Here is a 20053-nt window from a genome sequence, read left to right on the forward strand (position 1 = left end):
CCATGAATATCCACGAATACCAAGGCAAGGACGTATTGCGCAAATACGGCGTGCCCACGCCACGTGGATATGCATGCTTTTCGCCCGACGAGGCAGCCGATGCCGCCGCGCGGCTCGGCGGCAGGGCCTGGGTGGTCAAGGCGCAGATTCATGCCGGCGGCCGCGGCAAGGGCGGCGGTGTCCGGCTCGCGTGGTCACCGGCTGAAGTGCGGCGCCATGCGAACGAGCTGCTGGGCATGAGCTTGCGAACACACCAGACCGGGCCCGAAGGCCGCTTGGTCAAGCGCCTCCTGGTCGAGGAAAGCGTCGAGATCGAGAAGGAGTTCTATCTCGGCATGGTGGTCGATCGCGATTCGCGCCGCGTTGCGCTGATGGCGTCGAGCGAAGGCGGCATGGACATCGAAGAGGTTGCGGCGCGCACACCGGAAAAAATCCGCAAGCTGTTCATCGACCCCGCCACGGGCGTGAAGGCGGCCGAGGCCGACGGCCTGGCACGCGACATCGGCTTTTCCGGAAAGGCGATGCTGCAGGTGCGCACGCTGGTGCAGAGCCTCTACCAGGCCTTCGATGCCTGCGATGCATCGCTGGCCGAGATCAACCCGCTGGTGCTGACGCGCGACGGCCGCGTGATGGCGCTGGATGCCAAGTTCAACTTCGATCCCAACGCGCTCTTCCGCCAACCGGAGATCGCGGCGATGCGCGACTTCGACGAGGAAGACCCGGCCGAGGTGGAAGCTTCGAAGTTCGATCTTTCCTACATTCCGCTCGGCGGCGACATCGGCTGCCTGGTGAACGGCGCAGGCCTGGCGATGGCGACGATGGACGCGATCAAGCTCTACGGCGGATCGCCGGCCAATTTTCTGGACGTGGGCGGCGGCGCCACGGCCGAGAAGGTGACCGAAGCGTTCAAGCTGATGCTTCGCAACCCGAACCTGCGGGCCATCCTGGTCAACATCTTCGGCGGCATCATGAAATGCGACGTGATTGCGCGCGGCATCATCGCCGCTGCGCGCGAGGTCGAGCTGTCGGTGCCGCTCGTGGTGCGCATGAAGGGCACCAACGAAACCCTCGGCCGGACCATCCTCGGGCAATCGGGGCTTCCGATCATCTCCGCGAGCGACATGGCCGACGCGGCTCAGACGGTTGTGGCTGCGGCTCGTAGGGGGGCTCGATGAAGGGTCGCTGCTTGATTTGCCGGGTCGTGCGTTCAGGGCGGCGCACCCGCCGACGGGGTACCTTTCTCCGCGAATGTCCCCCGGGGCTGCGCCCCTCCTCCTTTATTCGGTACACCAGCAGCGTGCCCAGTGCACAGGGCATCGGGTGCTCCCCGCAGCGAAATAAAGGAGGAGGCCGCAGGCCGGGGGACATTCGCGCCCGGGGGACATTCGCGGAGGGGAGTACCCGGTGGCCTTTGCACCCGCCCTGAACAACAGCGCTAAAGAACAACAGCCGCCCCAAGAACAAGAGACGGAGAGCTGAGACATCCGCCCTGAACAACAGCGCTAAAGAACAACAGCCGCCCCAAGAACAAGAGACGGAGAGCTGAGACATGTCGATCCTGATCAACAAGCACACCCGCGTGATCACCCAAGGTATCACCGGCAAGACAGGACAGTTCCACACCGCCATGTGCCGCGACTACGGCCACGGCCAGAAGTGCTTCGTCGCCGGAGTCAACCCCAACAAGGCCGGCAAGACCTTCGACGGCATTCCCGTGTTCGGCACCGTGAAAGAAGCCAAGGCCGAGACCGGCGCCACCGTATCCGTCATCTACGTGCCGCCGCCCTTTGCCGCCGCAGCCATCGACGAGGCTGTCGATGCCGGGCTCGATCTTGTCGTGTGCATTACCGAAGGCATTCCGGTGCGCGACATGATCCGCACACGCCACCGCATGGAAGGCAGCAAGACCTTGCTGCTCGGCCCCAATTGCCCCGGCCTCATCACGCCCGACGAAATCAAGATCGGGATCATGCCCGGCCACATTCACCAGAAGGGCCGCATCGGCGTGGTCTCACGCTCGGGCACGCTCACCTACGAGGCCGCGAGCCAGCTTGCGAGCTTTGGCATCGGGCAGTCGACCGTCGTCGGCATCGGCGGCGATCCGGTCGGCGGGCTGCGGCACATCGATGTGCTCAAGATGTTCAACGACGATCCTCGCACCGACGCCGTGATCATGGTCGGCGAGATCGGCGGCAACGACGAAGAGATTTGCGCGCGCTGGATCAAGGACCACATGCAGAAGCCCGTGGTCGGCTTCATTGCCGGTGCCAGCGCACCGCCCGGCAAGCGCATGGGCCATGCGGGCGCCATCGTCTCCGGTGGCAAGGGCACCGCGCAGGAAAAGCTCGCGGTCATGAAGGAGTGCGGCATTCACGTGACCGACAACCCTGCCGAGATGGGCAAGCTGCTCGCGTCGCTCGTGGTCCCCGACTACCTGCCTTTCGACTGAGCCCTGAAGCAACCATTCCAACAGAAACCAAGGAAGGCACGACATGCAGCAGCAAGCACAGCAGCAACAGCAGCGATGGGTCCGTTTCGAGCACGGCGGTGAAACCGGCTTCGGCGCGCTCGAAGGCGACACCGTGCACGAGCACCGCGGCAACATGTTCGAGCGCCCCGAGCCCACCGGCCGCGTGTTCGTGCTCTCCGGCGTGCGGCTGCTTACGCCCACCGAGCCCACCAAGGTCATCGCGCTGTGGAACAACTTTCACGCGCTCGGCGAAAAGCTGCAATTGCCGGTGCCGGCGGAACCGCTGTATCTGCTGAAGTCGCCCAACTCCTATCTCTCGCCCGGCGCGGACATCCGCAAGCCCTTGTGCGACGGCAAGGTCGTGTTCGAGGGTGAACTCGGCATCGTCATCGGCAAGACCTGCACCGCGGTACCCGAGGCCGAAGCGCTCGGCCATGTGTTCGGCTACACCTGCGCCAATGACGTGACGGTGGCCGACATACTGAACCGCGATGCTTCCTTCGCGCAGTGGGTGCGCGCCAAGGGCTTCGACACCTTCTGCCCGATGGGCCCGGTGGTGGCCACCGGCCTCGACCCCGCCACGCTGACCGTGACCACGCTGCTCAACGGCGAGGTGCGCCAGAACTACCCGATCAGCGACATGCGCTTTTCGGTCCAGCAACTCGTGAGCCTGATCTCCCTCGACATGACGCTGTACCCCGGCGACGTGATCCTGTGCGGCACTTCCATCGGCGTCGGTTCGATGAAGCCCGGCAGCCTTGTCGAGGTGGAGATCGGCGGTATCGGCAGGCTCGGCAACCGCTTCGGCTGAAGCCTGCCCGCGCGCAAAGAATCAACAACTTGGGGATCGACATGAAGATAGCAGTCATCGGAGCGGGCGCCATCGGCGGCCTGGTGGGCGCCAAGCTCGCCCTGGCCGGCGAGGACGTGACGTTCATCGTGCGCGGAAAAAATCTCGACGCCATTGCCACCAACGGCTTCAAGCTCATCGGAGCCGATGGCACCGAGCAGGTCGCGCTCAATGCAAAAGCCACCGACCGCTACGACCAGACGGGTCCGCAGGACATCGTCATCCTGGCGATGAAGGCGCACCAGGTCGAGGCCGTCGCGAACGATGTGCCCAAGCTCTTCGGGCCCGAGACCGTCGTGGTCACGATGCAGAACGGCATTCCCTTCTGGTACTTCCACAACCATGGCGGGGCATTGGCGGGCACGCCCGTGCGCAGTGTCGACCCCACCGGCGTGGTAGCCGCAAAGATTCCGGCCGAGCGCGTGATCGGCTGCGTGGTGTACCCGGCGTCGGAACTGATTGCACCGGGCGTGGTGAAGCACATCGAGGGCGACCGCTTTCCCGTCGGCGAGCTCGACGGCTCTTCGAGCGAGCGCGTCAGCCGCGTTTCGGCCTGCCTTACCGCAGCCGGCTTCAAGGCGCCGGTGCTCGACAACATCCGCGCTGAAATCTGGCTCAAGCTCTGGGGCAACCTGACCTTCAACCCGATCAGCAGCCTCTCGCATTCCACGCTGGTCGACATCTGCCAGTACCCGCCGTCACGCGAACTGGCCACGGCAATGATGCAAGAGGCGCAAGCGGTGGCCCACAAGCTCGGCATCGAGTTCCGCGTGACGCTCGACAAGCGCATTGCCGGCGCCGAGAAGGTGGGCAAGCACAAGACATCGATGCTGCAAGACGTCGAAGCCGGGCGTGCGCCCGAGATCGATGCGTTGGTAGGCGCGGTGGTCGAACTGGCGCGGCTCACCGAAACCCCCACGCCGCACATCGACACCGTGTATGCGCTCGTCAAATTGCTGGCGCGTACCATGGAAGAGCAGCGCGGCCGGGTTTGCCTTCAAGAGATGGCCGGCTAGCACCACTCGGGCTGGGCGATTTTGCGCAGCATGTGTGCGCTGTGATCAATGAAATGGAACGGATGATGCGACGTACACGCAGCGCGAAGATCGTGGCCACGCTGGGCCCCGCCACCACCGACGAGCCGGCCATTCGTGCCCTGTTCGAACGCGGTGTGGATGTGTTCCGGCTCAACTTCAGCCACGGCACGCAGCACGACCATGCGCGGCGGCTCGACACCATCCGCCGGCTCGAGAAGGAATTCGGCAGGCCCATCGGCGTGCTGCTCGACCTGCAGGGGCCCAAGCTGCGGCTGGGCACTTTCGAAGGCGGGCGCGCGCAGCTCGATGCGGGCGCGCGCTTCCGCCTCGACATGGACAGGACCAGCGGCAACGCAGGCCGCGCACCGCTGCTGCATCCCGAGATCTTCGCGGCGCTGCAGGTCGGCACCGAACTGCTGCTCGACGACGGCAAGCTGCGGCTGCGCGTGGACAGCTACGGCGCCGACTTTGCCGAGACCACGGTGCTCGTCGGCGGACCCATCTCGGACCGCAAGGGCGTCAACGTGCCGAGCGTGCTGCTGCCGATTTCGCCGCTCACGCCCAAGGACCTGGACGACCTGGCCTGCGGCCTGGCAATGGGCGTGGACTGGGTGGCGCTTTCGTTCGTGCAGCGCCCTGAAGACATCGAAGAGGCGCGCGCCATCATCGGCAACCGCGCATGGATCATGGCCAAGCTCGAGAAGCCCGCGGCCATCGATCACCTGGACGCCATCGTCGACCTGTGCGACGGCGTCATGGTGGCGCGCGGCGACCTGGGCGTGGAGCTGCCGCCAGAGCGCGTGCCCGAGCTGCAGCGCCTCATCGTGCGCGCCTGCCGCAAGCGCGGCAAGCCGGTGGTGGTGGCCACGCAAATGCTCGAGTCGATGATTGCCGCGCCGGTGCCCACGCGCGCCGAGGTGTCCGACGTTGCAACGGCGGTCTACGACGGTGTGGACGCGGTGATGCTCTCGGCCGAATCCGCCTCGGGCAAATACCCGCTCGAGGCCGTGGCCATGATGGACCGCATCATCTCGCGCGTGGAGGCCGATGCGTCCTACCGAATCGGTATCGACGCCACGCATGAAGCCTCGCTCTCGACCACGGCCGATGCGGTGTGCGCGTCCATGCGCCAGGTGGCCGCGCTGCTGGCGCCTGCCGCCACCGTGACCTACACCTCGTCGGGCTTTACCAGCCTGCGCGCCGCGCGCGAGCGGCCGGCTGTTCCCATCCTTAGCCTCACGCCCGACATTGCCACGGCCCGGCGCATGGCGATGGTGTGGGGCGTGCATGCGGTGCAGGTCGAGGACGTGCACGACGTGGCCGAGATGATCGAGTGCGCCTGCCGCGTGGCGTGCACCGAAGGCTTTGCGAACACGGGCAGCGACGTCGTGGTCGTGGCCGGTTTGCCGTTCGGGCTTTCGGGAACGACGAACCTGCTGCACGTCGCGCGAATACCGTAGGCGTGTCGTCCAACGTTCTTTTCTGAATGAAGCACGCGACCCTGCGCCAGTTGAAAGTCTTCGAAGCGGTAGCGCGCCTGCTGAGCTTTTCGCGCGCCGCGGAAGAGCTGCACCTCACGCAGCCGGCCGTTTCCACGCAGGTGCGCAAGCTCGAGGAACACGCGGGCAACGCGCTCTTCGAGCAGTTCGGCAAGAAGATCTACCTGACCCCCGCGGGCACCGAACTGCTGCAGATCAGCCGGGCGATCATCCAGCAGTTCGAGGCGGCCGAAAACGCCATGCTGCAGTTCAACGGCGTCTCGGGCGGCAAGCTCAACGTGGGCGTGATCAGCGCGGGCGACTATTTCTTTCCGCGGCTGCTGGTGGAGTTTGCGAGCCGGCACCGCGGCGTGACGCTCAACTTCACGGTGCACAACCGCGAAGGGCTCATGACCCACATCGCCGAGAACCTGACCGACCTCGCAATCATGGTGCGGCCTCCGACCGACCTGGACACGGTCAACCAGCCGTTCGCGCCGCACCCCTACGTGATTGTTGCGGCGCCCAACCATCCGCTGGTGGGCGTGCCCGGAATCCCGCTGGACCGGCTGATGCGCGAGCCTTTCGTGGTGCGCGAAAAGGCCTCGGACACCTGGCATTCGATGGAAGAGGGCTTTGGCGGCGATCTGAGCGGCATCAACATTGCCATGGAAATACGCAGCACCGAAACCATCAAGCAGGCGGTGATCGCGGGCATGGGCGTGAGCTTTGTGTCGGCCCACACCATCAGCCAGGAGACCCGCGCGGGCAGCCTGCGCGTGCTCGATGTGCAGGGCTTTCCGCTGATGCTCAACTGGTACGTGGTGCACCGGCGCGCCAAGCGCCTGCCGCCGGTGGCGCAAGCCTTCAAGGACTTTCTGCTCGCCGACGGGCCCACGCTCATCTCGCAGATCGTGCCATTCGAGTCGGCCTCGCAGGACGCGCGGCCTGCCTGAGGCCGTGCAGCCACTGGCGGGCTAGCGCAGGCCGATGCGCGAGGCGCGCGAGCGCAGCACCTCGGCTTGCGCGGGATCGGTGGCTTCGATGTTGTCAGCCGCAACTTGCAGCGAACGCATCTGCTCCACCTCGCTGATGATCTTGTTCGGGCTCAGCAGGGCCTCGGCGAGCATCAGTGCTTCGTCGACAAGCGCCTTGAATGCATCGGCAAAGCTCTCGGAAGAAGCGGCATGGAACGGTTGGCGAAGGGTCGGCATTCGGAAGCTCCTTGGTTGCTTTTGAATGCCTCGATCTTCCGGCTGCGTTCGCATTAAGTAAAACGAGATTAATTGCCATTTGAATGCAAAAATAATGCATTGAAACTGGAGGCGCCGAGATGGACATCAACCTGGCCCGAACCTTCCTCGCGATCGTCGACACCCGCAGCTTCCAGCGCGCCGCAGAGCGGCTGCACGTAACGCAAACCTCGGTGAGCGCGCGCGTGCGCACGCTCGAAGATCTGCTGGGCCGGCCCCTCTTCGTGCGCAACAAGGCCGGCGCGGTGCTCACTGCGGCAGGCGAGCAGTTCCTGCCGCATGCCACCACGCTGGTGCAGGTGTGGGAGCGCGCGCGCCACCAGGTGGCGGTGCCGAGCGGCAGCCGCGCCGTGCTTGCCATCGGATGCGAGATCAGCCTGTGGGACCCGCTGCTGCTGCAGTGGCTGCTCTGGATGCGCACCGCCGCGCCGCAACTGGCCATTCGCACCGAGGTCGGTTTTCCGCACGACCTGCTCGACAAGGTGGCGGCCGGCGTGCTCGACATTGCCATTGCCTATGCACCGCAGCAGCGGCCCGGCCTGCGCGTGGAGCTGCTCATCGAAGAGAAGCTGGTCATGGTCACCACCGCGCAGCGCCCGCGCGTGCCCAAGGCTGCGGACTATGTGTACGTGGATTGGGGGCCCGAGTTCGCGGCGCAGCACGGCCTTGCGTTTCCGGAGCTATCGAATGCAGCGGTGATGGCGGGGCTGGGGCCGCTCGGCCGCGAGTACCTGCTGGCTGCGGGCGGCACGGGCTACTTCAGGCACGACGTGGTGCGCAGCCATCTCGAGTCGGGTCGGCTGCGCCGTGTGCCCAACACGCCGGAGTTTCTGTACCCGGCCTATGCGGTGTATGCGGTGGGCGCAGATGCCGCCATTGTCGAACCCGCGCTGCAGGGCCTCAGGCAGGTGGTGAAGACCAAGCCCGCCAATGCAGACTAGGTGGGCGTCAGCGTGTGCCTTGCATGCTCCACGCGCTCCTGGTGCGACTGGAGCAGCGACTCGTAGTAGAGGCACAGCGGCATTGCGATGAACACCATGCCCGCCACGTAGACGATCAGGCCCATCAGCGGAAAGTCATCGCCGCCCCAGTAGGGAACGGACGCCGCCGCGGCGCCCGCCGCAATGGCGGCAATCACGCAGCGAAGTGCGTTGTGCAAGAACGTGGTTCGCGAGTACCCCGGGGGGTCGTACTTCTGACGGTCCAGCCGGGAACACTCGCCCTTGTCTCCATCATCGTGCATCGTCGTTCCTTGTATTGGAGGGCGCAGATGATTCTTATCCCTGGCGATTGCCGCGGTCAAGGCGGCAGACCCGGACCTCAGTCGTACTTCAGCGTGTAGATCAGGTCGAGCCCGCTCGTCTGGCCGGCCTGCCCGCGCAATGTGAGCCGCTGCGTCAGGTCGTAGAAGATGAAGAGGGTGCCGAAGGTGCCGCCCACGCTGCGCTCGTAGGTGAGGTAGAAATCCTTCGAGAGCCGCTTGCCGAGCGTCACGGCCGATTCGCGCAGGTCGCCGCCGTTGCCCGGCCCCTTGAACCCGAGTTCGTCCAGGCCGAAGCGGCTGGCCAGGCTGCCGCCGCTGCCGCTCTTGCTGACATGGCCGATCAGTGCAAGAGCCGCCTGCTGCAGCAGCGCCGATTCGCCGCCGCTGGTGGCGGAGGCGCGGCCCAGCACCACCCACGAAAGCGTTTCCGCATCCGACAGGGCGGGCTCGGAATAGAGCTTGACGCGCGGCGACTGCGCGGTGCCCGTGATCTGCACGCCGGCGCGCTGCGAGATGTTGGGCCGAATGGCGAGGATGTCGAGCGACGGATTGTCGAACGGGCCGTTGAAGCGCGCGAGGCCTGTTTCCACATCGAGCTGCTGTCCGTAGGCGCGGTATTGGCCCTTGACGGTCCTGACCTCGCCGGTGATGCGCGGCGGCGCATTGAGCCGGTTGCTTCTGATTTCCAGATCGCCTTCGAGCCGCGTCGTGATGCCGCGGCCCTGGACCGCAAAGTCGTCGCCCAGGTCGAAGTTCACCACGATGTCGGGCGGCTTTGCCGTTTGCGGCTTGGCGGCCTGCGCCTCGTTGCGCGCCGCATCGCGCTGGGCTTGTTCGGCCGCCTCGCGGTCCTTGGCCGCGGAGCGCACGACCACGTCGGAGCCCAGGCTGGGCGCGGTCTCGTCGGGCAGGATGATCACGGCGCGGTCGGTCTTGAGCTTGCCGCGCACGTTGAACTGGCCGTTGTCGAGCCGCGCCTGCAGGTTGCCCGAGAGCGTGACTTGCCGGTCGGTGCGCACCAGCACGCGCAGCGCGCGCAGGTCGGCCTGCAGGGCCATGCGGATGCCCGTGCTCGACGAACTGGCCGCGCCCCAGCCGATGTCGCCGCGCGCGGTGAGCGAGCCGCCGTCGGTGCCAGCTTCGCTGGCCGCCGTGCTGCGGTTGCCGCTCTGGCCCGCAATGCGCGCGGTGCTGCCGGCGCCGCCCTTCAGCGTGAATTCGGTGATCTCGATGCGTTCGCCCGTGAGCGAGGCGCGCAGGCGGCCGTCGCGCAGGTCCAGCCCTTCGACCGGCGCGCGCAGCGCAAGCTTGTCGGCGCCGAGCGTGCCGTTCCAGCGCGGTGCCGCGCGGTTGCCCGCCAGGACGGCGTCTGCATCCAGGGTGCCGGCCACGCGCCAGCCGGGCGGCGCGAGCATCGACCACACGCCCAGGTTGGGCAGCGTCGCCTTGATGTTGCCGGCCAGCGGCGCATCGGGCGCCCATTGCCAGCCGTCCGCGCGTTGCTGCATGCGCGTGTTCAGCTCGGCATTGATCTTTCCGGCGCGCTCGCTGTCCCATGCCAGCGAGGCGCGCACGGCCTGGCCTTGCGCATCCAGCCGCAGCTCGGCCTGGCGCAGGCCGGCGGGCGTGCTGGGTGCCTCCGCGCCGGCCGTGGCGGAGTTCATGGTGCGCTCGCTGGCCGTGCCGGTGCCGCGGCTGGTGATGCGCGTGACCAAGGCCGCTTCGCCCGCCTGCACCCGGATGTCGCCGCTCTGGCGCGCAAGCCGCGCATTGGCACGCAGCGTGTCGCCGGCATCGATGTCCCAATCGCCGTCGAACATCAGGTCGCCGCTCACGCCCAGTTCATTGAAGGTGGTGCTGGCACCGAAAGCCTCGGCCCAAGCCATCGGCAGGCCCTGCAGCTTGCCCTTCGACTGCACGCGAAAAGCCTGGTTGGGCGCGGCGCCGCTGCGGGTGAAGCGCAGCGGCTGCCATTCGATGCGAACGGTGCCGGGCGCCGGCCCGCGCAAGGTGGCCGTGGCGGCGGAGGCTTCCAGGTCGAGCCGGCTGGTGGCCCCGCTTCCGCTGGTCTTGATGGTGGCGGCGACTTCGCGGCCGAGCTCCAGCGTCCACGGCGCCGCGGCAGCGCCCGCAGCAGCCGTGCTGGCCCGCGCGGTGTCTTGTGCTTGCACGCGCAGGCTGGCGAGTGTGGCGCGCCATTGGTTCGGCCCGGCAAGGCCACCGTTCGCGCGGGTGTCGAGCGTGAGCTTTTGCGTGCCGGTAGTGGCCTCGCCCTGCAGCGCGAGCGTGGCCTGGGCCAGGCTGCCATCGAGGTTGGCACGCAAGTCCTTCAATTGAACCGTGGTGGCCGCCGCACCGGCATTGGCAGCCGGCATGCGCAGGTCGAGGCGCGGCACGCCGAGCGTCGCCTTGACGCTGGGCTCCATCGCGCCGCGCTGGGCCGGGGCACCGGGGTTCTCGAGGCGTCGCTGGATGGTCTGCCAGCCGCCTTGCCAGCTGGCGTCCAGCCGCGCGGAGCCCTTGGCCGTCTTGCCGGCGAACACGTTCGCCATTTCGGGCAGGCCCTCGATCCAGCGCTGCACCGCGTCGGCGTCGTCGATGCGTGCCTTGATGTCGCCGCCGCCTTGCGACGGCGCGATGCGGCCATCGAGCTCCGCAGCGCCTCCAGGCAGCGCCAGGTCGAGCTTGCCGCTTGCGGCCTGCTCGGCCACGCGCACCTGCAGCTTGCCTGAGATGCTGGCGCCCTCGGCCTCCAGGCGCAGCGTGCGCAGGTCGAGCACCTGGTTTTTCCATTGGCCCTGCGCAACCGCGCGGTCCAGGCCAAAGCCGGGCATCGCCTTGCTGCCGGCCCCGCCTTCGGCCCGCAAGGCCAGGTCGAAGCCGATGGTGTCTTCGCGCTGCTGCGCCGTGGCCGTGCCGCTGATGGGCGCGCCAGACAGTTCGCTGTGCAGCAGGCCGGCGCGCACGCCGCGCACCGTGGCGCGCACTTGCCATGGCGCGGGGGCGGGGCTCCAACGGCCCTCTGCTTCGATGCGGCCGCCGCCCGCGCGCACCACGGCTTCGGGAATGGTCCAGCTGGTGCCGTCGAAGCCAACGCGTGCCTCCACCTGCTCGAGCGGCAGCGCGCCCTTGTCCCAGGGCCCGGGCACCGCATTGCGGATGCTGGCCGAGGCCTGCCAGGCCGATGCGCCGGTGGCCGCGTCGGGCTGCAGTTCGACCGTGCCGGTCAGTCGCGTGCGTGGCGCGCCCGGCCACAGGGCGGCCGCATCCACGTTGCGCAGGTCGGCCTTGGCATCGATGACGGGCTGCGGCAGCCAAGGTGCACTGTTGGCCTGCAGCTTCGCTTCCATCGGGTCTTCCGCGGCGGGCTCGGCCGGCTTCAGTTCGGCGGCGATCTGCAGCCGCGCATCGGTGCCGGCAAGCGTGCCCTTGATGGCCGCTTGCGCCAGCACGTCGATGCTGCGTCCTTCTGCCAATGGTGCCTTCACGCGGCCATTCAGCGTGGCGTCGATCGCCATGGGCGCCGGGCCCTGCAGCTTCACGCGCGCGCTGTAGTGGCCTTCGGCAATGTCGACGCCCTTCACCTCCAGCTGATGCTCGGTGCCGGTGTAGCGATAGGTGCCGGCGAGCTGGTTGGCCTGGAGCGCGGGCGGACCGGTCCACTGCAGCTGGTCGATGCGAAACGGCACATCGACCTCGATGGGCAGCGCGAGCTGCTCGAGCGGCTCGGTGGGCGTGTCGCTCGGCGGACCGCGCTTTTCGATGAGGAGCCGCGCCGCGTGCACTTCGCCGAGTTGCAGCTTGCGCTTGAACAGCGGTGCGAGTTGCCAGCCGATGTCCGCCTCGTGCACCTCCACCGCCAGCTTCTCGCTTTGCCAGCGCAGCCACCCGATGCGCCCGCCCGTTCGCAGAGAGCCCGTGACGTCGCGGCTTTCGAGCGTCTGGCCGGCGGGCAGGTAGCGTGCGGCCTTGGCAAGCGCGAACGCCAGCGACTGGTTGGAGCCGAGCCACCACCAGGTTCCCGCGCCGAGCACGAGCACCAGCGCAAGCAGGCCCGCGGCAGTCCAGCCAAGAGCGCGCAGCACCCGCCGCGTGCGTGAGCGCCGAGCGCGCGGCTGTGCCTTCTCGGGCTGGTGTTCGGCGTCAGTCTGCATCGATGCGCGTTTTGTCAGAAGGTGAAGCCCAGGCGGAAATGAAGACGGAACTTCTTCGTGTCCACGCCGTAGGCAAGGTCGGCCTGCACCGGCCCGACCGGGCTGCGCCAGCGCGCGCCCACGCCCACGCCAACCTTCGGCTTGAGTTCTTCGGGCTTGTCGGCCACCGCACCCGCGTCGACGAAGACGGTGCTTTCCCACTCGGTGAGCTTGTCGTTGTAGACAAAGGGCCGCTGCCATTCGAGGCTCATCACGCCGAGGTAGCGGCCCGCCACGACCTGGCCGTCGCTGCGCACGGTGCCGATCTGGCGGTAGCTGTAGCCGCGCACCGTGGTGTCGCCGCCGGTCAGGAACATCAGCGTGGAAGGGATCTGGGCGCTCTCCTTGGCGCTCACCGCGCCGGCTTCGGCCCGCAGCTGAAGCCGGCTGCGGCGTGCGAGCGTGGCGGCGTCCTGTCCGTTTCCAAAGCCCAGCGGCAGCACGCCCAGCCAGCGCGCATAGGTGCGCGTGAAAGGCACTTGTTCGCCGGTCAGCGTGTAGCCCGCTGCAAGCTCGAGCGCCAGGCCGTAGCCGCGCGTGGGCGCGGCGTTGTCGTCGAAGTAGCGGCCGGTCCAGCCCCAGTTGGCGGTGACGGCAGAGGCAGAGGGCGGGGCGTTGGTGCCGCGGTTCTGCGCGTAGTCGTATTGCAGGAAGTAGCTGCGGTCGATGTGGCCGCTCGACTTGTTGCGTCCGCTGCGCACGCGGCCGCTGTCGACCACATAACTGCCCGAGGTTTCGCTCTTGAGTTCGGCGCCCGCAAACCAGCGCCAGCCGGTGTCGTCGGGAATCGCGTTCCACTCCGTGCCCAGCGACTTGATGTCCCGGTCGACCGACAGGCGCGACACGGCGCGCCAGCCGAGCAGCGGCAGGCGGTTGTGGATGTGGTCGACCGACAGCCGCGGCCCGTTGTCGGTGGTGAAGCCGGCGCCCAGCACCACCTTCTGCATGGGGGCTTCGCGCAACTGCGCGATCACGGGAGCGGCCAGCGGCGTGCCGCTTTCCGTGTCGAGCGTGAGGAACACCGAGTCGTAATAACCGCTGCTGGCCAGGCGCTGCTGGGCATCGAGCAGCTTCTGCTGGTCGTAGTCGGTGCCGGTGGGAAGCTGCGCGATGCGTCGCGCGCCGTCCGCGTCGTAACGCTCGACGCCGCGCAGCACGAGCGGGCCGAAGCGGTAGGCGGGGCCCGATTGGTAGGTGACGCTGAGCCGTACCTCCTGCCGGTCTGCATCGACCTCGGCGCGGCTCACCTCGATGCTCCCGGTGGGAAAGCGCTTGGCGGTGAGGCTGCGCAAGGCGGTGTTCTTGGCGTTGTCCCAGCCCTGCTGCGTGAAGGGTTGGCCGGCCCGCAGCGCCCACGCGGTGCGGATCGAATCGCGCTGGGCCTCGGCGGTTGGGTCGCTGGCAATCTGGCCGCCGTAGCTGATCTGCACGGTGCTCACGCGGGTGAGCTCGCCGGGCTCCACGGTAATGACGATCTCGCGCGGGGCCTTGGTGCTGGCCGGCGTTTCGTTGAGCTCCAGCGTGAGCGTGGGCGTGAAGTAGCCCAGCGTGCCGAGCAGCTCGCGGGCATTGGCTTCGGCCGCCACCATGAGCCGCGAGATCTCGGTGGCGCCCAGGTCGTCGAGCGTGCGGTAGCGCTGGATGTCCAGGTGCAGCGTGAGGTATTCGCGCACCGCGGCAGGGCCGCGAACATCTACCGTGAAGGCATCGCGCCGGCCGCGCTTCTCGCCTTCCTTGGCGCTTTCGTCATCGCTTGCGGGCGCGGTGTCGCCGTTGCGCACCAGCACGGGGGAGGGCGCGTCCTTGGCCACGTCTTTCTTGGGCAGCAGGCTGCACCCCTGCAAAAGCAGGACGCCGCAAAAAAGCAAAGCCGGCAACCATGCCGGCGCAAAGACTGGGACCACCCTGAACATGGGCGGATTTTGACAGCAAGGCGAGCGCGCTCCGGAAGCATCCGGAAACAGGTTCGCCCCACCCACTCCCGCTTACTTCGAAAGCATTCGCATGGCTTCTTCGAGGCCGCGCAGCGTCAGCGGGTACATGCGGTTGGACATGAGCTGCTGCATGACGGCGATGCTCTGGCGGTACTGCCATACGCCCTGCGGCTCGGGGTTGATCCAGGCGAACTTCGGAAACGCATGCGTCAGGCGCTGGATCCACTCGGCGCCGGCTTCCTCGTTGTTGTATTCGACGCTGCCGCCGGGCTGCAGGATTTCGTAGGGGCTCATGGTCGCGTCGCCGACGAAGATGAGCTTGTAGTCCTTGTTGTACTTGCGCAGGATGTCCCAGGTTGCGAACTTCTCGGAGAAGCGGCGCTTGTTGTTCTTCCACATGAAGTCGTACACGCAGTTGTGGAAGTAATAGAACTCCAGGTGCTTGAACTCGGTCTTCACGGCCGAGAACAGCTCTTCCACCCGCTGGATGTGCTCGTCCATGGTGCCGCCCACGTCCATCAGCAGCAGCACCTTCACGTTGTTGTGGCGCTCCGGCCGCATCTTGATGTCGAGGTAGCCGGCATTGGCCGCTGTGGAGTGGATGGTGTCGTCCAGGTCCAGCTCTTCGTCGTGGCCTTCGCGCGCAAACTTGCGCAGCCGGCGCAGCGCCACCTTGATGTTGCGCGTGCCCAGCTCCTGGCTGTCGTCGTAGTCCTTATAGGCGCGCTGGTCCCACACCTTCACGGCGCTCTTGTTCTTGCCCGCGCCGCCGATGCGAATGCCCTGCGGGTTGTAGCCGCCGTGGCCGAAGGGCGAGGTGCCGCCCGTGCCGATCCACTTGTTGCCGCCCTCATGGCGCTCCTTCTGCTCTTCGAAGCGCTTCTTGAGCGTTTCCATGAGCTCGTCCCAGCCCATCTTCTCGATCTTGGCTTTTTCCTCGGCGGTGAACTCGCGCTCCAGCGTCTTGCGCAGCCAGTCGAGCGGCACTTCCTTGGTGAAGTCGGCCAGCATTTCCACGCCCTTGAAGTAGGCGGCGAAGGCGCGGTCGAACTTGTCGTAGTGCTTCTCGTCCTTGACGAGCGCGGTGCGCGAGAGATAGTAGAAGTCGTCCAGGCCAAAGGCGCCGTCGGAGTTGGGCCCCACCACATCGGCCTGCAGCGCCTCGAGCAGCGTGAGGTATTCCTTGACCGAGACCGGCAGCTTGGCCGAGCGCAGGGTGTAAAAGAAATCGATCAGCATGGCGGGCTTCCTAATTTCGGCTTCGAAGTTGAGTTGGAGCGCAAGTCAACGCTGGAGGCTCATTTGCGCCAGCACAGGATTCTGAAGATGTCTCATGCATGGAAAGATGTAGGCGCCTATAACGGATGCATCATCCCAGCTCGACCAACGAAACGGGCCGAGCTTCGCATCGGCATCTTTGATGACTGCAAGTTTTCTTGAATCGATCTTCGACTCAATCAGCGTGACTGTCGTTTCGTCAATGGCGGCGCCTTGTTTTCTGGCACCTAGCAACCAGTAATAGACGGCGATGAACTCGTCCTCGGTAGATGCTTTGCGGAGCAGTCGTTCGGCGAGTTGCAACTGCGATTTTTGATGACCATGTGCCGCAGCAAACTCTAGCCACCACGAATTCTTCGATTCAGACTTGGGTATTCCAAGGCCCTTGTCGTACATCTCTGCTACCAGCTTGACTGCATGAGGGTTTCCTCGCCGGGCGGACAGTTCCAGCCACGGCAGGCTTTTCTCGTAGCTTTGCGGAACGCTATCGCCAAAATAGTAAGCAATTCCGATGAGCCACGGCGCAGGAGCAGACCCTAGTTCGCTCAACTGGTGCAGCAACTCGAATGCGCGCTGCGTATCTTTTGGACGCTCATCGCCGCAATACAAAAGCATGGCGAGATTGCCAATGGCTTCCCTGTTCCCTTTTTTCGCAGCCTTTTCATACCACGCTTCTTTTTTCGCGATATTCGGAGTGGTCGCGGCGTTCAGGAATTCACTGTCCGCGATGCCCGCGTTTCCCATGATCTGATGGTAATTTCCGAAAATATCAGGAGATGGGCTCTGTGCAAGTGCATGCTGTGAAAACACCCAGCCACAAGCGAACATCAAAAAGAATCGCTTGAGATTGGCGTAGCTGGATGAGTTCAGCATGAAGACGATAGTGCGGAGAATCAGCGGAGCCGAATTGTTATTGATTGAAGCGCCTCCAGACGAGCCGCGTTTCTTCAACTGCGCGGCTTGTCGAGTAGGTAAAGCAACTGCGCCTTCACCTCGGGCCACTCGCCTGAGCGCAGGCTGTACATCACCGTGTCGCGGATCGTGCCGTCTCGGCGCATGGCATGTCCGCGAATCACGCCGTCTTTCTTGGCGCCGAGCCGCTCGATGGCCTGCTGCGAAGCGAAGTTGAAATTGTCGGTGCGCCAGCCCACCACGTTGCAGCCGAGGGTATCGAAGGCATGCGTCAGCATGAGCAGCTTGCAGGTGGTGTTGACGTGCGTGCGCTGGCAGCGCCTGGCGTACCACGTGTAGCCGATCTCCACCCGCTTCACGGCCGGCAGGATGTCGTGAAAGCTCGTGCTGCCGAGCACCGTGCCGGTTTCGGCCTCGGTCACGGCAAAGGCAAAGCGGTGGCCGGCTTCGCGCCCCTGCAAGGCGGCTTCGATGTAGGCGCGGGTTTCGTGCGGCTCGGGCACGGAGGTGATGCGCAGCTTCCAGAGTTCGCCGTCGGCCGCGGCGGCACGCAGGCCCTCTTCATGGTCGAGCGACAGCGGCACCAGGGCCAGGTCGCGCGCCTTCAGCGTGACAGGTTCGACGAACGCCATCTTCGAGACACCTTTTTCAAATTTTCAGCGCTGCGGCTTGCCGTACTTGCGGTCATACCAGGCGCGCGCCAGTTGCACGCCGCCGCCGCCACCCAGGCCGATCAGCAGAATGCCGAAGATCTCCCGGTTGCCGTAGCCGTTGGCGCCGAAGGCATCGAGCCCCAGTTGCAGGCCGATCCAGCGGCCGAGCAGTGCACCGGCCACGAACAGCACGGCCTGCGCAACGCCCAGCTTGAGCAATTGGCCCACGGGATGCGGCGCCGGTTGCCGGCTCACAAGGAAACCTCCGTGCTTCGCACTGCGGCGCGAGTCCCCTTCGGAGCGGCCGGGCGGGGACTCATCGGTTGTTGCGCTGCATGAAGACGAGCTTCTCGAACAGCGTCACGTCTTGCTCGTTCTTGAGCAGGGCGCCCACCAGCGGCGGCACCGCAACCTTGTCGTCCTTGCTCTGCAGGGCTTCGAGCGGAATGTCCTCGGCCACCAGCAGCTTGAGCCAGTCGAGCAGCTCGGAGGTGGAGGGCTTCTTCTTCAGGCCGGGCAGGTTGCGCACGTCGTAGAAGGTCTTCATTGCGGCCGTGAGCAGCTCTTGCTTCAGGCCGGGAAAGTGCACCGCGACGATGTGCTTCATCGTCTCGGCGTCGGGAAACTTGATGTAGTGGAAGAAGCAGCGGCGCAAAAAGGCGTCGGGCAGCTCCTTCTCGTTGTTGGAGGTGATGAACACCACCGGCCGGTGCTTGGCGCGGATGAGTTCGCGCGTTTCGTAGCAGTAGAACTCCATGCGGTCGATTTCGCGCAGCAGGTCGTTCGGAAACTCGATGTCGGCCTTATCGATCTCGTCGATCAGAAGCGCCACCGGCTGGTCGGCCGTGAAGGCCTGCCAGAGCACGCCCTTGACGATGTAGTTCTGGATGTCCTTGACGCGTTCGCCGCCGTCCACGTCCTTGAGCTGCGAGTCGCGCAGGCGGCTCACCGCGTCGTATTCATACAGGCCCTGCTGCGCCTTGGTGGTCGACTTGATGTGCCACTGCAGGAGCGGCAACCCGAGCGATTCGGCCACTTCCTCCGCCAGCATGGTCTTGCCGGTGCCGGGCTCGCCCTTGACGAGCAGCGGGCGCTTGAGGGTGATGGCGGCATTGACTGCCAGCATCAGGTCCTGAGTGGCAACGTAGTTGTCTGAGCCCTTGAATTTCATGAGTGGACAGGAAGCAGGTGGAGAAGGCAGGGTGGAGAAAAGAACACACTCGATCCGGTTCACGCAACCTCTTGGGCGGCTTGCCGGGGGTCTTGCAAGACCCTTGCATATAATCGAATGTTGATTCGAAAAACTGTATCTCCACGAGATTGTGCGCGCAAAATGAACAAGTTGTTGACCACGATGTTTGCCTTCGCTGTCGCTTGCGTGACGGTCTCGGCGCAAGCCCAGCAAGTCACGGGCAAGGCCCAGGACGGTTCCAAGAAGGTGGCAATGTGCGTGGGCTGCCACGGCATCATCGGCTACCAGGCCAGCTTTCCGGAGATCCACAAGGTTCCGATGATTGCCGGCCAGAGCGCCAGCTACATCACCGCAGCGCTCACCGCCTACAAGGGCGGCGACCGCAAGCACCCCACCATGCGCGCCATTGCCGACAGCCTCAGCGAGCAGGACATTGCCGACGTGGCCGCCTACTACAGCCAGCTGGGCCTGAAGGAAGGCGACGCGCCCCCGGCCACCATGGCCAAGCCCATGCCTGAGAACATCCAGGCCCTCGTCTCGCGCGACAAGGACAACAGCTGCACCAAGTGCCACGGCGCCAACTTCAACACGCCGAACGACGGCACGGTGCCCAAGCTGGCCGGCCAGCATGCCGACTACCTCTTCGTTGCGCTCAAGTCGTACCGCGTCAAGAACAACCTGCACCTGGGCCGTTCGAACGCGGTCATGGCGCAGCAGGTCGAGCCCAAGAAGTTCACCAACGCCGAACTCAAGACGCTCGCCAACTACATCAGCACGCTGCCGGGCGAACTCAAGACGGTGCCTGAATCGCGCCTGCACCGCAGCGGCGGCGAGTAACCAGCCAAGGCCCCGGCAGCAACGCAGAGTTGCCTGCCGCGCACGAGAAAAAGCCCGCTTCGAGCGGGCTTTTTTGTGCCTGCGGGTTTCCCCGCAGTCAGACGTCGAAGAACACCGTTTCGTCGGCGCCCTGCATGCGGATGTCGATGCGGTAACTTACCGCGCCGCCGCGCTCCACGCGCTCGGCAACCAGCGTGTGGCGGCGCTCGGCCGGCACGCTGGCCAGCACCGCGTCTTTTGCGTTCGCCTCGGCCTCGTCGCTGAAATACACGCGCGTGAACGCATGCAGCAGCAGGCCGCGCATCAGCACGATCACGTTGATGTGCGGGGCTTCGCCCGGCGTTTCAGCGCCCGGCTTCACCGTGTGGAACACGAAGCGGTTCTGCGGATCGGTGCCTGTGCCGGCGCGTCCGAAGGCGCGAAAGCCCATTTCGCGCGCCTCGGCCGGGGTTTGCGGGTAGCGGCCTTCGCCGTCCGCCTGGCTGATTTCGACCAGCGCGTCGCCGATCGGGTTGCCGTCGCCGTCGAGCACGCGGCCTTCAAGGCGAATGCGCTCGCCCGCGGCATTGTCCAGCGCCACGGCGGCGTCGAAGGGCTGGTTGAAGTCGTAGCCGTACTGCGTGGCGGTGAGGCCGTAGGCGAAGTAGGGGCCCACGGTCTGGGAGGGGGTCTGGCCGAAGTCGGCTTCCAAGGCGGTCATCA

Annotated in this window: 18 protein-coding genes; 8 read left to right on the plus strand and 10 right to left on the minus strand. The window is 65.9% G+C overall.

Features of this window, described 5'->3' with window-relative positions; genetic code table 11:
- Positions 1-2 precede the first annotated feature (2 nt).
- The 6 genes from sucC (at position 3) to QHG62_RS24910 (ending at position 6791) form a co-directional block, all read left to right on the plus strand.
- Complete coding sequence (sucC, locus tag QHG62_RS24885) at positions 3-1175, plus strand: ADP-forming succinate--CoA ligase subunit beta (RefSeq protein ID WP_281148268.1); 1173 nt, start codon at positions 3-5, stop codon at positions 1173-1175.
- A 374-nt stretch (positions 1176-1549) separates the two neighbouring features.
- Positions 1550-2449: a succinate--CoA ligase subunit alpha gene (gene sucD, locus QHG62_RS24890; RefSeq protein WP_157615909.1), complete on the plus strand. Its 900-nt coding sequence runs from the start codon at positions 1550-1552 to the stop codon at positions 2447-2449.
- 43 nt (positions 2450-2492) lie between these two features.
- Positions 2493-3281 carry a fumarylacetoacetate hydrolase family protein gene (locus QHG62_RS24895; RefSeq protein ID WP_281148269.1) on the plus strand — a complete coding sequence of 263 codons (789 nt, stop codon included), beginning with the start codon at positions 2493-2495 and terminating at the stop codon, positions 3279-3281.
- Between the two features lie 41 nt (positions 3282-3322).
- Positions 3323-4336, plus strand: coding sequence for a 2-dehydropantoate 2-reductase (locus QHG62_RS24900; RefSeq protein WP_281148270.1), 1014 nt, complete (start codon positions 3323-3325; stop codon positions 4334-4336).
- A gap of 65 nt (positions 4337-4401) precedes the next feature.
- On the plus strand, positions 4402-5817 hold the full coding sequence (gene pyk / locus QHG62_RS24905; RefSeq protein WP_281151810.1) for a pyruvate kinase: 1416 nt from the start codon (positions 4402-4404) through the stop codon (positions 5815-5817).
- 26 nt (positions 5818-5843) lie between these two features.
- A complete protein-coding gene (locus tag QHG62_RS24910) occupies positions 5844-6791 on the plus strand; it encodes a LysR family transcriptional regulator (RefSeq protein ID WP_281148271.1) in 948 nt (315 codons plus the stop codon).
- A 21-nt stretch (positions 6792-6812) separates the two neighbouring features.
- On the opposite strand, the gene QHG62_RS24915 is transcribed toward QHG62_RS24910, so the two are convergent.
- Positions 6813-7049, minus strand: coding sequence for a hypothetical protein (locus QHG62_RS24915; RefSeq protein ID WP_281148272.1), 237 nt, complete (start codon positions 7047-7049; stop codon positions 6813-6815).
- Positions 7050-7168: 119 nt separating this feature from the next.
- Between QHG62_RS24915 and QHG62_RS24920 the strand changes: the two genes are divergently transcribed.
- Positions 7169-8029, plus strand: coding sequence for a LysR family transcriptional regulator (locus QHG62_RS24920; RefSeq protein ID WP_281148273.1), 861 nt, complete (start codon positions 7169-7171; stop codon positions 8027-8029).
- Here QHG62_RS24920 and QHG62_RS24925 read toward each other — a convergent pair.
- The 8 genes from QHG62_RS24925 to QHG62_RS24960 form a co-directional block, all read right to left on the minus strand.
- Positions 8026-8247, minus strand: coding sequence for a hypothetical protein (locus QHG62_RS24925; RefSeq protein WP_281148274.1), 222 nt, complete (start codon positions 8245-8247; stop codon positions 8026-8028). The two genes, QHG62_RS24920 and QHG62_RS24925, sit on opposite strands and share 4 nt — an antisense overlap.
- A 161-nt stretch (positions 8248-8408) precedes the next feature.
- Positions 8409-12506: a translocation/assembly module TamB domain-containing protein gene (locus tag QHG62_RS24930; protein WP_281148275.1), complete on the minus strand. Its 4098-nt coding sequence runs from the start codon at positions 12504-12506 to the stop codon at positions 8409-8411.
- Between the two features lie 14 nt (positions 12507-12520).
- Positions 12521-14458 (minus strand): autotransporter assembly complex protein TamA, encoded by a 1938-nt coding sequence (locus QHG62_RS24935; RefSeq protein WP_281148276.1) that lies wholly within the window; start codon positions 14456-14458, stop codon positions 12521-12523.
- 72 nt (positions 14459-14530) lie between these two features.
- Positions 14531-15718 carry a vWA domain-containing protein gene (locus QHG62_RS24940; protein ID WP_281148277.1) on the minus strand — a complete coding sequence of 396 codons (1188 nt, stop codon included), beginning with the start codon at positions 15716-15718 and terminating at the stop codon, positions 14531-14533.
- A 45-nt stretch (positions 15719-15763) separates the two neighbouring features.
- On the minus strand, positions 15764-16708 hold the full coding sequence (locus QHG62_RS24945; RefSeq protein WP_281148278.1) for a tetratricopeptide repeat protein: 945 nt from the start codon (positions 16706-16708) through the stop codon (positions 15764-15766).
- The gene (locus tag QHG62_RS24950; protein WP_281148279.1) at positions 16705-17301 is read right to left on the minus strand and encodes a GNAT family N-acetyltransferase; all 597 of its coding nucleotides are present in this window, start codon (positions 17299-17301) and stop codon (positions 16705-16707) included. The genes QHG62_RS24945 and QHG62_RS24950 overlap by 4 nt, the downstream gene beginning before the upstream one ends.
- Before the next feature lie 24 nt (positions 17302-17325).
- Positions 17326-17577 carry a hypothetical protein gene (locus QHG62_RS24955; RefSeq protein ID WP_281148280.1) on the minus strand — a complete coding sequence of 84 codons (252 nt, stop codon included), beginning with the start codon at positions 17575-17577 and terminating at the stop codon, positions 17326-17328.
- A gap of 61 nt (positions 17578-17638) precedes the next feature.
- The gene (locus QHG62_RS24960) at positions 17639-18493 is read right to left on the minus strand and encodes an AAA family ATPase (protein WP_157615886.1); all 855 of its coding nucleotides are present in this window, start codon (positions 18491-18493) and stop codon (positions 17639-17641) included.
- Between the two features lie 162 nt (positions 18494-18655).
- On the opposite strand from QHG62_RS24960, the gene QHG62_RS24965 reads away from it, so the two are divergent.
- Positions 18656-19351 (plus strand): c-type cytochrome, encoded by a 696-nt coding sequence (locus QHG62_RS24965; RefSeq protein WP_281148281.1) that lies wholly within the window; start codon positions 18656-18658, stop codon positions 19349-19351.
- Positions 19352-19448: 97 nt separating this feature from the next.
- Here the strand turns inward: QHG62_RS24965 and pcaG are convergent, their stop codons facing one another.
- Positions 19449-20051, minus strand: a complete 603-nt coding sequence (gene pcaG / locus QHG62_RS24970) for a protocatechuate 3,4-dioxygenase subunit alpha (protein WP_281151811.1) — start codon at positions 20049-20051, stop codon at positions 19449-19451.
- Positions 20052-20053 lie beyond the last annotated feature (2 nt).

Source organism: Variovorax paradoxus (assembly GCF_029919115.1).
GTDB lineage: Bacteria > Pseudomonadota > Gammaproteobacteria > Burkholderiales > Burkholderiaceae_C > Variovorax > Variovorax paradoxus_O.